The organism is Moorena sp. SIO1F2 (genome assembly GCF_010672755.1).
Taxonomy (GTDB): Bacteria; Cyanobacteriota; Cyanobacteriia; order Cyanobacteriales; family Coleofasciculaceae; genus Moorena.
Genome location: NZ_JAAHFV010000070.1, coordinates 1 through 13,318, shown reverse-complemented (window position 1 = coordinate 13,318; position 13,318 = coordinate 1). Strand labels below are relative to the sequence as shown.

11 protein-coding genes and 1 pseudogene are annotated in these 13,318 nt (G+C 44.9%); 2 read left to right on the top strand and 10 right to left on the bottom strand.

Going from position 1 to position 13,318, the window contains the following annotated elements; translation table 11 throughout:
- Positions 1-122 precede the first annotated feature (122 nt).
- The 3 genes from F6J94_RS11580 to ppsA form a co-directional block, all read right to left on the bottom strand.
- Positions 123-380, bottom strand: a complete 258-nt coding sequence (locus F6J94_RS11580) for a hypothetical protein (RefSeq protein WP_075904795.1) — start codon at positions 378-380, stop codon at positions 123-125.
- 81 nt (positions 381-461) lie between these two features.
- Complete coding sequence (locus tag F6J94_RS11575; protein ID WP_293017794.1) at positions 462-719, bottom strand: hypothetical protein; 258 nt, start codon at positions 717-719, stop codon at positions 462-464.
- A gap of 816 nt (positions 720-1,535) precedes the next feature.
- Positions 1,536-4,052, bottom strand: a complete 2,517-nt coding sequence (gene ppsA / locus F6J94_RS11570) for a phosphoenolpyruvate synthase (protein WP_293040017.1) — start codon at positions 4,050-4,052, stop codon at positions 1,536-1,538.
- Positions 4,053-4,092: 40 nt separating this feature from the next.
- On the opposite strand from ppsA, the gene F6J94_RS11565 reads away from it, so the two are divergent.
- Entirely contained in the window at positions 4,093-4,224 is a 132-nt protein-coding gene (locus F6J94_RS11565; RefSeq protein WP_293017798.1) for a hypothetical protein, read from the top strand.
- A gap of 480 nt (positions 4,225-4,704) precedes the next feature.
- On the opposite strand, the pseudogene F6J94_RS11560 reads toward F6J94_RS11565, so the two are convergent.
- The 4 genes and pseudogenes from F6J94_RS11560 to F6J94_RS11545 form a co-directional block, all read right to left on the bottom strand.
- Positions 4,705-5,013: pseudogene (locus F6J94_RS11560) on the bottom strand (adenosine-specific kinase).
- Between the two features lie 183 nt (positions 5,014-5,196).
- Positions 5,197-5,439 carry a hypothetical protein gene (locus tag F6J94_RS11555; protein WP_293040015.1) on the bottom strand — a complete coding sequence of 81 codons (243 nt, stop codon included), beginning with the start codon at positions 5,437-5,439 and terminating at the stop codon, positions 5,197-5,199.
- A gap of 439 nt (positions 5,440-5,878) precedes the next feature.
- On the bottom strand, positions 5,879-6,418 hold the full coding sequence (locus tag F6J94_RS11550; protein ID WP_293040012.1) for a universal stress protein: 540 nt from the start codon (positions 6,416-6,418) through the stop codon (positions 5,879-5,881).
- Between the two features lie 407 nt (positions 6,419-6,825).
- Complete coding sequence (locus tag F6J94_RS11545; protein ID WP_293017806.1) at positions 6,826-7,662, bottom strand: S-layer family protein; 837 nt, start codon at positions 7,660-7,662, stop codon at positions 6,826-6,828.
- 698 nt (positions 7,663-8,360) lie between these two features.
- On the opposite strand from F6J94_RS11545, the gene F6J94_RS11540 reads away from it, so the two are divergent.
- Positions 8,361-8,669: a DUF3288 family protein gene (locus tag F6J94_RS11540; RefSeq protein WP_293017808.1), complete on the top strand. Its 309-nt coding sequence runs from the start codon at positions 8,361-8,363 to the stop codon at positions 8,667-8,669.
- A gap of 346 nt (positions 8,670-9,015) precedes the next feature.
- Here the strand turns inward: F6J94_RS11540 and F6J94_RS11535 are convergent, their stop codons facing one another.
- The 3 genes from F6J94_RS11535 to F6J94_RS11525 are packed head-to-tail and all read right to left on the bottom strand — an operon-like array spanning position 9,016 to position 13,030.
- Positions 9,016-10,413, bottom strand: a complete 1,398-nt coding sequence (locus tag F6J94_RS11535) for an MlaD family protein (RefSeq protein WP_293040009.1) — start codon at positions 10,411-10,413, stop codon at positions 9,016-9,018.
- Positions 10,414-10,458: 45 nt separating this feature from the next.
- On the bottom strand, positions 10,459-11,130 hold the full coding sequence (gene bioD, locus F6J94_RS11530; RefSeq protein ID WP_293040006.1) for a dethiobiotin synthase: 672 nt from the start codon (positions 11,128-11,130) through the stop codon (positions 10,459-10,461).
- 13 nt (positions 11,131-11,143) lie between these two features.
- A complete protein-coding gene (locus F6J94_RS11525; RefSeq protein ID WP_293040003.1) occupies positions 11,144-13,030 on the bottom strand; it encodes a serine/threonine-protein kinase in 1,887 nt (628 codons plus the stop codon).
- Between the last annotated feature and the right edge of the window lie 288 nt (positions 13,031-13,318).

Below are 13,318 nucleotides of genomic sequence, written 5' to 3'. Positions count from 1 at the left end.
GCAAAGGTTGGTTTGATGGTTTCGTTAATTGTTGTTAGCATGTCAACACCCTTTATAGTATGGATTGAAAAAAAATTGTCTTAAAATGCACCCTTTTATACCCATGGCCTACTTGCACTGCTTCAACCTTTCCAAAAGAAGCAGTAGTACGGCACAGTGCCCAAGCCAGCATTAGTCAACATTGACACCTTTATGACTGGGTTGGGTTCACAATTGTCTTCCTCAGATATCAAATCTAGGTTGACCTCGTTAAAGAAGATTCCTGAAAACCTGGTTTTGATAGCTTGGAAATTATGGGCAATCCCAAGCAGCACAGATGATAGCGTTTGCCAGACTACGGCAAAGGTTGGTTTGATGGTTTCGTTAATTGTTGTTAGCATGTCAACACCCTTTATAGTATGGATTGAAAAAAAATTGTCTTAAAATGCACCCTTTTATACCCATGGCCTACTTGCACTGCTTCAACCTTTCCAAAAGAAGCAGTAGTACGGCACAGTGCCCAAGCCAGCATTAGTCAACATTGACACCTTTATGACTGGGTTGGGTTCACAATTGTCTTCCTCAGATATCAAATCTAGGTTGACCTCGTTAAAGAAGATTCCTGAAAACCTGGTTTTTATAGCTTGGAAATTATGGGCAATCCCAAGCAGCACAGATGATAGCGTTTGCCAGACTACGGCAAAGGTTGGTTTGATGGTTTCGTTAATTTTTGTTAACATGTCAACACCCTTTATAGTATGGATTGAAAAAAAATTGTTTTAAAATGCACCCTTTTATAGGCTTGTCAAGCTTTCACTTGTTCCACTGCTGTCTGTGGATCCTGTTTACCCGTGAGCTGTGCCATTGAAGACACCCTCATTAGCGATACCACAAGCCTGAAGACATCTAGCTAGTAGCTATTACGGGTGGTTTCACCCATAGTTATGGCTACCATGGTTTTTTACTTGAGCTGACAGCAAGAGAACTAGTGATTTCAGCTCATCTACATTTGATAGAGTTGGGAAAATCAAAAATGGTTGAATTTGTTCTATTTAATTACCCATTCTTGATTTATTTTATAATCTTTAGATTTTATTTATATTTCTCTGGAGCTATCATCCCCAATTCCTCCTATTTTATATTTCTTAAAAAACGTCAAGTTTATGGTTAGCCAAGGTTTTTCTATGGTTTGGGGCAAGTTAATCCCTAGGCCCTTGGCGTATCTTAAAGTTTTGTAATGTAATTTTTGATTTTGAATTACATGAGAATTTTTGGCTATTAACTCATCCTTCCTCCCAGGTCATCTGCGATTGTTGATCAAGAACTCGGCGACATCAATCACCAAACTTGGCATCTTTGCGGTGCGACCCGTGGCGAATTTAATTCTTAATGGGTCAAGCGCACCGGAGACGTTTTGAAGCTAGAAGCTACTTGCAACTTGCCCCTAAATGCGACGAGATTCAAGTCATCTCCATGGGGGAAAACCTTGAGGTGTTTGGTTAGGTGTAATGTAAATTTATTAACACATAACCCTCTTAACACCTAACACCGGGACACTAATTTACTCCTTCTACCTTGGCGATATCCAGAAGTGTCTTGAGTACCGAGTCAGGGTTCAAGCTGATGGAATCAATTCCCAACTCCACTAAGAAGCAGGCAAATTCCGGATAGTCACTTGGTGCTTGACCACAAATACCAATCTTGCGGCCATTTTTCTTGGCTTTTTCTATCACCATCCGCACCATTTGTTTAACTGCTTCGTTACGTTCATCAAAGATATGGGCAACTAAAGCAGAGTCACGGTCTAATCCTAAGGTTAATTGAGTGAGGTCATTAGAACCGATGGAGAAGCCGTCAAAGATTTGGCTATACTCGTCGGCTAGGATGACGTTACTGGGGATTTCACACATCACATAGACTTCTAACCCATTCTCCCCCCGCTTCAAGCCATGTTTTTCCATTTCCGCCAGCACCCGGCGACCTTCATCAGGAGTGCGACAGAAGGGAATCATGGGGATAACGTTTGTGAGTCCCATCTCATCCCGTACCCGTTTGAGTGCCTTACATTCCAAACCATAGGCTTCCCGGTAGATTTCATCACAGTAACGAGACGCCCCTCGCCATCCTAGCATCGGGTTCTCTTCTTTGGGTTCAAACTGTTTACCCCCTAAGAGATTGGCGTATTCGTTACTCTTGAAATCTGACATCCTGACGATAACTGGTTTGGGATAGAAAGCAGCAGCGATGATGCTAATCCCGTTGGCTAGTTTATCCACAAAGAAGTCAGGTTTATGGTCATACAATGCTGTCAGCTGAGCAATTTCTTCCTTGACCGATGGATCTTCGAGTTTATCGAAGTGAATCAACGCCATCGGGTGTGCCTTAATGTGATTGGCAATGATGAACTCAAACCGGGCTAACCCCACCCCATCGCAGGGAAGAAAAGACAGACTAAAGGCTTTCTCTGGGTTACCCACATTCATCATGATTTTGGTGCGGGTGCGCGGTAGGTTGTCAAGGGGTGTTTCTTGCACCTCAAAGGGCACTAACCCTTGATAAACCTTGCCTTCATCTCCTTCTGCACAGGAAACCGTCACTGGTTGGCCTGTCTTCAACTGGTTAGTGGCATTGCCACAACCCACAATCGCGGGGATACCCATCTCACGGGCAATGATGGCAGCGTGACAAGTGCGGCCTCCTTGGTTAGTGACGATAGCACTCGCTCTCTTCATGATAGGTTCCCAATCCGGATCTGTCTTGTCCGTGACCAATACCTCTTTGGCTTGGAAACGGTCAATCTTGTTGACATCCAGAATTACCCTTGCTTTGCCTTGACCAATCATTTCACCGACGGCGCGACCGGTGACTAGCACAGACGTTGCCTGCAATGTCTCTACATCGCCTTTGAGTTGATAATGACAAATAACATTGGCAGATTTCTGGGATTGTACAGTTTCCGGACGGGCTTGAACAATAAAGAGTTCACCGGTTTTCCCGTCTTTCGCCCACTCAATGTCCATGGGGGTGTAGCTACCCCGCACCTGGGAATAGTGCTCTTCAATGATGCTAGCCCACTTGGCTAGGGTCAGAATTTCCTCATCATTGATGGCGTATTTTCCCCGTTCTGATGGCGGCACTGATATATTTTTCGTCAGTTTTACGCCGTCATCATAGACCATTTTGACTTCTTTGCTACCTAGACGTTTGTCTAGGATAGGGCTATACCCCTCTTGGAGAGTCGGCTTGAACACCAGGTATTCATCAGGGTTGACTGCTCCTTGGACAACGTTTTCACCTAAACCGTAAGCCGCCGTTACTAAAGCGGCATTTTTAAATCCGGTTTCGGTGTCGATGGAGAACATCACACCAGAGGACGCTAGGTCTGAACGCACCATTTTCTGGACACCGACAGACAGAGCAACATCAAAATGGTCAAAGCCTTTAACAGTTCGATAGGAGATGGCGCGGTTGGTAAAAAGGGAGGCAAAGCATTTGTGACAGGCTTCTAAAACCCCTTTTATTCCGTGGACGTTGAGATAGGTTTCCTGTTGACCAGCAAAGCTAGCATCAGGTAAGTCCTCAGCGGTGGCACTGGAACGAACTGCTACATCTGTATTGTAATTTGACTGTAGGCAAGTGTCCCGATATTCTGGCTCAAACTGCTCACAGAATTCCTGGGGATCATTCCCATAGCGTTGGCATAGTTGTTGGTATGCCAACCCGATCGCATTGGCTAGTTCTTTTGGGAATGGCGTATTGAGGATTAAGCTTCTCGCTTGCATCCCCCGTTGTCGCAAGTTATTGACATCTTCCACATCCAGGTCAGATAATCCCTGGCGCAGCTTGGCTTCTAACCCAGCTTTCTCAATAAAATATCGATAGGCATAGGCTGTGGTAGCGAAGCCAGTGGGTACTCTAACTCCTACTGGTGTCAGTTGTCGGATCATTTCCCCCAAAGAGGCATTCTTTCCCCCCACTAGGGGGATATCGGCAATCCCAACTTCCTCAAACCAGAGGACGAAGGCTTTGTCTTTGGCAGATGGTTGGGCTTTTTCTGGAGCAGTGATGACCATATGATGCTTCTCCTAAGCTTGACTTCCAAGGGGAGTACAGATGGTTTTCTGCCTCAATGGGATTGTTCAATGGGATTGTGAAAAGTCCGATGAAGCACCTGAAGTTGTGGCAGTTGCTGAACTAGCATTAACTCAAGGCTTAGCCTGTTCGGCAGACAACGTCACCTTATGACAACGTCACCTTATGACAACGTCCACGAATATGCCATTGTCTTAACTCTAGCCTAGCAATTCGTTTCTCCCCTTCATTGAGCTATCAACTCTATCGGGGCTGATACTACTAGTTTAGAAAATTTTCCTCAAAGGAGGTCATCTTTCTTTACTTTATTTTATATACAACACAGATGTTGTTTAACTAGAAATCAGAAATGATTAAGTATAAGTCAGAAATGATTTAAATTTTTTATAGATATAAACAAGGGGATGAGTTTTAGTTAATTTCCAGGCTTTGGCTTATCTCACCAGATTTTTGTAGTTTATTTTACATAAATTTCCAGGCATTTGTAGTTTATTTTACATAAATTTCCAGGCATTTGCTATATGGTAAAAAACCTGAGGAAAATAGTAATAAATTTCTCAATACCATTATTTTTCGTCTCTGGTGCAACAGGCACGGAAATACCTGACCGCTAAAAATTACCCCCTTACCCCCTTAGCCCTTCATCTGTTGCATTTCAGCTACAATCTCCTGTACTGGATTGGCGGTTGAGCAATGGATAGGGCAGACTTCTGGGCACTGCTGGATGGCATTCAAGAAGTTGAATGGGTATGCTTCTTTGAGTACAATCACGAAGCTATGTCCAGATGCGCTCCCACAGCGTGAGCAAAGCTGAATCCCTTGAGGATTCTGAGTTGGATTAGATTTAAGCGTTGGATCATTTCCTGTAGCTCGGATCAATTATGATCCAGATGCTTCACAGAAGACGATGCCGGATTTTAGCTGGGTCGAAGTTCCGATCATGACCTGATATAAGTCAACGACCGTTTTAATAAAGTGGGCGTTACCAATAATAATGATGTTACTCCCCCTGACGAAATTTCCATCCTAAGCACTTTGAGTTCGATTGTCACCGACCTCTGAGCCTCAGTGAAATAGTAAAAACACTAAATTTAAACAGTAAAAACACTAAACTAAACCTAAAATCTATATACTATCTCCAGCCGAAGTAAAATGACTGCCAAAATGCCAAATATCTACCGGCATCATAGATACTTCTTCTGATGGCAGGTGGTAACCTGTAGATCTAATTATCACCTCAGCATTGACAAAAATGCCTAAGTATGAATATAGCCAAGGGAACAGGGAACAGCGGATCACCGGAACAGGGAATATGGGATCAAAATTTTCACAATTCCTACAGGGATTGCTATACAAGCAAACTAACATCAACAAGCCACGGTTGTTGAGAAATTACCGAAGAAATACCTCCCACAACTTACACAAAACTGGACTCCAAAACCTATAATATCAAGTTAGGTTGAATACCCATAATTAGAGGGAGGGTGGGACCCACCCCTAACCCCGACCAGGAGGGGAAGTGTGGGGAGGGTGGGAAGTGTGGGGAGATGGCCAGATGGCCAGATGGCCAGATGGGGGAGATTTTTATTAAGGGTAATTATCCCGACATGATATAAGTAGTAGGGTGCGTTAATAACGCACCCTACAAGTAGAGTTGTTGCGGAATTCCTGTTCTCAAAAACAGACTAGACTTCTGGTGGAAGTAAGAAGGATTAGTGAAATGATTAGTGATGATTCTGTCTATTCTATCCTTCTATGTAATAAATGCATAATCCCTCAAGCCTTAGAATGTCAAGGGTATCTATCTCTACTTTGTATCTCTAGTTACTGGAGTGCCTGTAGTGGTTAACTCAAGGCTTGGGGTTGCTACCCCTTGAACCACCAACACTGAGCAAGGAGCATGGTGAACAACATAGTTACTGACACTCCCGAGTACTATTTCTTTTAAACCCCCAAGCCCTCGACGACCTAGAACAATTAAATCCGCACCCCACTTTTGGGCGAGATCACAAATTCCTACACTCGGATCTGCCAATTCACAAGATACTTCGGCAGCGATACCATGATCATTGGCCTGTTGAGCATAACTCCTAAGCCACTCTTTGTTTTCCTCAACGTGTTTTTGCAGATTTTCTTGCTGAACCTTTCGGATACTACCATACACGTCTACATCGGCTATGGTGCCAAGACCTACGTAAGGAGTCATCATTTCCTGAGGTTCCCAGTTAAGGCAGTGTACTAGCATCAGAGTACTCTGTTCTTTTGCGGCTAGGTCTAAGGCCTGTTCAAACACTGCTTCTGCTTGGGATGAGCGGTCGATTGCTACCAGAATCTTTTTGTAAGCCATAATTAGTTTTTCCTCGTCTATTCAAATTATTCAAATGGGGGCTCGAAGACATGGAATTTAAGTACTTGCAGAAAATAAATTAAGGGTTTCCTTTGTCTAGTAAAGATAGGGAAGATGGGTAAGATACTGAGGTTCGCGCTTGAGCTATAATCCCTGACATTGAAGACGTTGAGTGAATAGTTGATTGTAGTCAGTGCTGTAGTCAGTGCTGTAGTCAGATGCTACTCAATGTGATAGGGTTCTATAATTTAATTCTAGAAAAACTACTGACAGATATTAAGTACTGTTAACTATTTGTAACACTTATCGGCCTAGTCAAAAAAAATAGCAATGGGATGATAATTAGTAGGGTGAATGATTAAGAAAGCCTAAAAGTCCAGAAACGTACAGTTATTGGCCCATTTCTGTTACCGTAGGCAATAATAAGGGGAAAACCAGGAAATGAAGGGACTCGACTGAGGTGAATCAGCCACTAACTCTACCACTCCGTCCTTATTAATAATCCATCGATTAGCTTCAACAATTCTAGACCGACGTGAGTTAGCTGCATTAGAAGCACTAGAAGCTAAGATAGGATTTTTCCGGCGGCGAGTTCTGTGGCGAGGTAATGGACGTAAATCCATCCACAGGGTTTCACCCAAAAGAGGTTTAGTGGGGTCTGTGGGTAAGCCACCCCGCCCAAATTGGGTAAATTGATTCCCCTCATCGGTACCGCAACCAGTGGCAACTAGGAGTTTGGGATTCACAAAATTTTCTGGTAGCTCGAATAATCCCGCGCTAGGGTCGAAGTATGGTGCATTAATTTCGACGGTACCGCTAAAGGAAGCTCCCAGTTGGGAAGAGGCGGTAATATCACTTTCTGCAGTTTTTTCTTCCCGAAATTCAGTACCAAAAATGATAATCACTTGTCCTCCAAAGCTATCTTCAGCATTGGCAGTGATATCGCTATTGTCTAGGGCAACTAGCAAGTCAGTATCGATAGTAATGTTACTGCCAGTGACAGAACCTGTAGCATTAGTAGTGATGTTACTGCGATCGCGCATCAAGATTAGCTGAGAATCCAGAATAATATTGCCCTTATCGCCAGCACTGACTTCAGCAGAAAGGGTAGCGCTTTTGTCTAATACAATCGACTCAGCAGTAATGTCGAGATTACCAGCCTGGGCTAACTCCCCTGAACCACGAGCACTGACCGAGATTTCGGCACCATCGCGAACGGTCAAGTTGTTGCTGGTAATGGTCACCGAACCCGCAGCCCAATTGGATTAGACTTCGCGGCAGTTGTCGGGAACAGGGAACAGCGGATCACCGGAACAGTGGACAAAAATTGACGCAAAGACTATCAGAATAATACTTTTGCAAGAGGTCTATTGACCATTGCAAAGCGTGAAATGGGGTCTGTTGGTAGGCTTTGTCTGAGGGGATTGGTGCTGTAGTGGCAGCTAGATAAGGCATTAGCTTTGTGGGCTTGGGGGAAGCTTACGCATTTCATAGATAGGTCTGGCCGATTAATCTCAGTCTTAGAGTTCCCCCCACTGTTGGTCAGAGGAACATCTGTTTAGCACTGAGAGATTGCACCTTTAGCAAAGGGAACTTCGGATCACCGGAACAAGGAAAAAATCCTGTATACTTGATTAGGTTATCAACCGCTATATCAACAAAAATACAAGTATATTTAAAGCTAAAAACATAACTAAAAATTATTAGTTATAATCAGAATTATTTTACTAGTATTACTACTCTTATTAAGTAGTTGGTTACTCTGGCAAAATCTCATATGATCTCCGGATAATTACCCTTTATAACAATCTCCCCCATCTCCCCATCTCCCCATCTCCCCACACTCCCGTCTCTCCCCACCCTCCCCACATTCTTACTCCGATTCCCGATTCCCGATTCCCGATTCCCTTTGCTATAAGTAATTATTACTGTTCAAGCAAGCATGGAAGCCTTGACTGAGATGGAAGGAAATCAAGACCAGCAACATCCTCAGGAAAAACGCGATCGCGAAATAGTTAACCGTCTTTTACAACAACAACCCAATGAATACAACTTGGCCGAATTAGCCCGACTGCGGATTCGTTATGATAACTTCCCCGGTGCTAGAGCCATTCAAAGGGACTTGGATTTACTACTCCAGCGATGGCAACTGACAGAACCACAGCTTTTTGAGAAAACCCTTCAGATTCATCAAGCCGGTCTTGCGTATAGACGAGACAACAGTTCTGGAAGCCAGGATGACTGGACGTGACTCTCTTTGCTGAAGTCGGGAACAGGGAATAGGGAACAGGGAATAGGGAGTAGGGAGTAGGGAGTAGGGAGTAGGGAGTAGGGAGTGGGAAAAAATCATGTTGGTTTTTCAGTACCTTTTATGATAAATTTCCAGTTAAAAAACTCAGAAAGCTTACTGTAAAAGCGATGCAGTCGGCCAAAGGGGGTTTCCCCCACTCGCGCTTTGCATCAAGACAGAAAAATTAGGCTCTTCAACTCACAAAATTTACTGAATACGGCCTCTTACCACTGTTCCCTGCTCCCAGCTCCGAACGCGCCCCGCGTGGCCCACGGCCTCAGTCCCTGCTCCCTTTACTAGATTAATTTCATTTAACCGATTTCCTAGGGGCTGGGGGTAAAAGCTTAAACATCTGTTTTTGTTGATTCGGTTTAACGTTCTGATCAGCGGGAGCTATTGGATCGATCTTAGGTAGATCGATCTTAGAGGGAGACTTAGGGATGGGAACGGTTTTAGCCAGCTCATTAGACGAAGCTGTGTCTATAGCAGTATTCAGAGCTTCCAGTTGTTGAGATATCAAAGCCTGCTGTTGCAGCTGCTCGGTAGAAGACACTAAGCCGCTGAGTCCATTAACTAAATCCTTGACATTGCGGCGAAACGCTGGATCCCCAGTCAGATCATCTAGGTCAGCGGTAATCTTTTGAGCATTTTCAAAGGTAACTCGTGCTGAGTCTAGGGTTTGTTGCAATACTAGTAAATTAGTGGGACTGTTGAGAGTATTGGAAACATTACGTAAGTTAGCAGAAGCTTGGGCAGCATTAGCTGATAGGTTTTCTAAGTTCCGCAGCATTTGTGACACATCCGTTTGATAAACCGCTGAGTTAACCCGATTCGCGGTAACGGTTAAGTTGCTGGTCAGTACACGCAGATCTTGACTGGCCTGAGAGATGCTATCCAAGGTGGTGACCAAATTTCCCCGATTGCTTACCAATAGTTGATTGGCAGAGGTAATCAGTTGATTGAGTTCCCTTGCCGTTTGGCTGTATTGCTGGGAGGTACTAGAAATGCTACTGGTTGCCAACCCGATTAGACTAGATGTTTGATTGGCCGCACTGGTCACAGCATTCGTTGCGTTGGACAAGCCTGCTACCTCTTGCCGCACGATGCGGGACAACTGGGTCATCTCTTTGCTAAGTTCTGAGACGTCTCTGGCGGCATTGGAGGCATTTTCCGCAAGACTATTGATTTTGTCAAAAAACGCTGGATCAGCATAGAGTTCAGCAATGCGATTTCCGTTCCGTAGGAGGTCAGCAAAGGTGGAACCCACATCACCATTAATCTGATCTTCTTCACAAATAACTAGGGAAGAATTGCATTGTGCTCCGAAGGGTGTAAGACTTTGAGCAGTTGCAGGTAATTGTCCTAGAGGCATGATATCAACATTGGTAGCACCAATTAAACCCGATTGATTAGCTTCAACCTGGACTTTGCGGGGGATTAACAATCCAGGGTCATCAATTTCAACGGTGACATTGACCCCATTAGTACCGGGTTCAATCTTAGTGATTCTCCCAACTTGGACACCGCGATAGCTGACCGATGCCCCCACTTGCATCCCAGCAGCGTTCCCAAAATTGACAATGAATTTATAGCTCTTTCGACCTAAGCTAATCCCACTAATCCATACAACAAGTCCACCGAAAACAGCAAGTCCTGCTACTATTAATAAGCCAACGGAGCCTTCTCGAATCGTCCGCGATCGCATAGTTTAACCTTTTTTAGCCTTTCCCCTCACATTTACCATCATGCCTCACCAACCACTGACATCCAAACTGGAACCGACTTGAGCAAGTTTCGAGTAGTCCATTGGGTCAGATAGATGAGGTAAAATCCCCAAAACCTTAACATTGGTTAGAGTCTCGATTAAGCTAATCGGAGCCAACTGAGTTATTTCTTCGGAGGTACGAGGTTGGACGCAATTGAGGACAATCCCTTTGATGTCAACTCGTGATGAGCGTGCCAGGGCAACATTAGCAACCACTTGTGCGATCGCTCCTAATTCTATCGGCGCAACCAATACACAAGGCAATCGCCAATCCCTTGCCAAATCTGCCACAATCAGTTCATGAGTCACCGGTGAACCTAGTCCTCCCAAAGCTTCCACCAACACCACATCCCGCTGACTGCGCAGACTAACGAAGCCTTGCCAGACCTTTTCGAGGTCAACCTGTCGTCCTTCTAGATCTGCGGCAACTGGTGGTGCTGCAGGGGTTTTAAACTCCACGGGTGTGATCTCCTCCAGGGTTTGAGCCAAGTCAAATAGTTGGTGGTAAATTTCGCGATCGCCAATTCCCGTTTGAATCGGTTTGAATATCCCCAGACTCTCTTGAGGACGGTAAGTCTGCCAATAAGCAGCGATCACACAAGTCAAAACCGTTTTGCCGATGCCTGTATTGGTGCCAGTAATTAGTAATACGTTCAAGATTGACTCACTCTCAGTCCGTAAGGCTAATATCTACAGCAAAGTTTCTTTCCTGTTGAGCAATTACATCTACTATATACTCACCAGAACTAGGCAGCTGACCTTGCCACTTTTGCACCCCTGAAGCCTTTTCCACTAACTTGCCATTGGGATAGCGGATAGTTAAAGCCACATCACTTTCAATCACCTCTAGCTTCAATTGCTGACCCTGTTTAGCCTTCACCAAGTAGCGCTGAATCTTTTGGGGGCTAGTGCGACCCAGTAGCCGCAAAGGCTTGTTTTTCTCCAACAAATTGACCAGTTTTATCTTATACTCAGCAGTCGGTTTGGATTTTGGTTTCGGCTTCGGTGCTTCTGTTAACCTTAATCGTAGCTGATAATCGCTATCCGGTAGACCCTTAACTGGACTCAGTTGAATCGTGTAGTTGCCAGTGAAAAGAAATTTACCTTCCCATTGCCGCACCCGCTGAGCTCGATTGTCCACTGGTTTTCCGTCCGGGCCAAGCACTGTCATCAACACCCCTTCGTCACTGAGATCTGCCTTCAGGGTTTGGTCTTGTTTACCCTGGATAATGTAGTTAATAGTGTGATTAGCCTTTAAATTGCTGGATTTAGAAAGGGTTTTACCTGCAGAAAGCTCTAGAAGCTGACTGTAGATTTGAGGCTTACTCGGGGTGGGACTAGGGCTAGGGCTAGGGCTAGGACTAGGACTAGGACTCACTGACACCTTAGGACTAGGGGATTTCCCAGTGTCCTGCTGATTAACATTGCTCACCCATACCCAAGAGCCTATTCCTGCCAGCGCTGCTAGTCCTGTAGCTATCCCAAGCAACGGCCAAGGACTATTCCAGATAGAGTTACCCGTGGCTTGAGACATCACCGGTTCACTCGGTTCTGCACCTCTGGCCTCCCTGGGTGTCCCACCTTCAGCTGATGCCACCGTTGTGCCGGGTATTGGCTTGGGCTTTGGCAGTTGGGGAGTTAACCCAGAAGCTTGAAAGGCATACAAGACTTCCCTAGCGGATTGGTAGCGATCGCTTGGTTGATAACTAAGCATCCGATTTAATATCTCAGCTAACTCATCGCTAACCCTAGCCCAGGGACGCCAGTTCCAAGTCAGATTAGTATTATCCACCAGTTCTCCTGGTTCTTTCCCAGTTAGTAGCACTATCGCAGTCACTGCTAGGGAATAGAGGTCACTACTCGGATACACCTGACCTGTCTGAATTTGCTCCCTGGGAGCGTAGCCGCTTTTGCCAATACTAGTTGTTGGTGTGGGAGTATCGGGCAATTGAAGACGAGTTGCCAGTTCCTGTACCACACCCAAATTAATCAAAACGGGTATACTGTCCGTCTCCCGCATGATAATGTTATCGGGTGTGATATCTCGGTGAATAATCCCTTGGCTGTGGATGTAGTCCAAAACTGGCAAAGATTGCTGCAATAGCTGACGCACTTCCGTTTCTGATAAGACTCCCAAGTTGGTCGGGCTAGCAGCTATTGGGGGTGATTGGACTTCCCCATCCAGATTAGAAGATAGAGGTTGGCTTTGATTCTGAAGGGCTTTGCGTTGTTCTAGTAGGTCACCATAGGTTTTTCCCTCTACGTAGTCTCGCACCAGAAACAGTCGTCCGTCCTCTTCAAAGGTAGCTCTGAACTGAGGAATTTGCGGGTGTTCAATTTTATACAGGATACCTGCTTCTTGTTGAAACAGTTGCCTTGACTTATCTAGATTATTAGTTTCTGTCTGAGGGGGAATAAATTCTTTCAGGACACAAGGTTCATTGAAACGCCCTTGATCCTCTACCAGGTAAGTCCGATTGAATTCCCCTTGGTCAAGGACACGGAGCAGATGGTAGCGATTTTGCAGAATAGTTCCAGAGGCAATCGGTGGTTCCATCGGTGGTAGATCAGTTGTTACGCACAATGAGGCAGGAGGAGTATTCTTGAAGTTTAGACTTATTTCGGTTGCTTTGGAACTTCACCGGTGGATTCCAACTGTTCTGTTGAGCCACAGAGTTGAGCCACAGATAAGTTGATCACCATATACATCAGGGCTTACCCAAAACTGGACTCAAAACACCCTTATGGTGTAGGATCCGGAACCAGACCCTACAAGTATAGTTATTGCGTAAATCCTGTAGGGAATAGGGAATAGGAAATCAGGAATAGGGAATAGGAAATAGGG

Coding starts and splice junctions, on each gene's coding strand:
- F6J94_RS11550 (WP_293040012.1), bottom strand. CDS start 6,418: ATGGCTTACAAAAAGATTCTGGTAGCAATCGACCGCTCATCCCAAGCA.
- ppsA (WP_293040017.1), bottom strand. CDS start 4,052: ATGGTCATCACTGCTCCAGAAAAAGCCCAACCATCTGCCAAAGACAAA.
- F6J94_RS11540 (WP_293017808.1), top strand. CDS start 8,361: ATGGAAGCCTTGACTGAGATGGAAGGAAATCAAGACCAGCAACATCCT.
- F6J94_RS11525 (WP_293040003.1), bottom strand. CDS start 13,030: ATGGAACCACCGATTGCCTCTGGAACTATTCTGCAAAATCGCTACCAT.
- F6J94_RS11565 (WP_293017798.1), top strand. CDS start 4,093: ATGGTTTTCTGCCTCAATGGGATTGTTCAATGGGATTGTGAAAAGTCC.
- F6J94_RS11580 (WP_075904795.1), bottom strand. CDS start 380: ATGCTAACAACAATTAACGAAACCATCAAACCAACCTTTGCCGTAGTC.
- F6J94_RS11575 (WP_293017794.1), bottom strand. CDS start 719: ATGTTAACAAAAATTAACGAAACCATCAAACCAACCTTTGCCGTAGTC.
- F6J94_RS11535 (WP_293040009.1), bottom strand. CDS start 10,413: ATGCGATCGCGGACGATTCGAGAAGGCTCCGTTGGCTTATTAATAGTA.
- F6J94_RS11555 (WP_293040015.1), bottom strand. CDS start 5,439: ATGTTAGTTTGCTTGTATAGCAATCCCTGTAGGAATTGTGAAAATTTT.